The following is a 287-nucleotide window of genomic DNA, read 5'->3' as shown; positions in this document are numbered from 1 at the left end:
TTGTTGAAAAAACGTCGGGTGCTATTATCGTATTAATGATTTTTCTTTCTATTATGAATATTTCTGCGGTTTTTTTACGTCGACGATTTGAACGCCGTCAGTAACTTTTATAAAGTAGGAATTTCGATAACGTTTGTATTTTAAAGTAAGGTGAATTCTGTAATGAAGATTAAAATGCGTGGTCAAGATGTGAAGGTTTTTTATGGAAGCAAAGAAGCTCTCCACGGTATTACTCTTGATATTCTTGAACATCAGGTCACTGCTTTGATAGGTCCTTCAGGTTGCGG

Annotated in this window: 1 pseudogene; it reads left to right on the top strand. The window is 35.2% G+C overall.

Features of this window, described 5'->3' with window-relative positions:
• Positions 1–162 precede the first annotated feature (162 nt).
• Positions 163–287 (top strand): annotated as a pseudogene (locus ACFIO5_RS11485) (phosphate ABC transporter ATP-binding protein); the annotation flags it as partial.

The sequence above is a fragment of the Bartonella sp. AA86SXKL genome (genome assembly GCF_042196885.1).
This window is presented reverse-complemented; position numbering and strand designations above follow the sequence as displayed.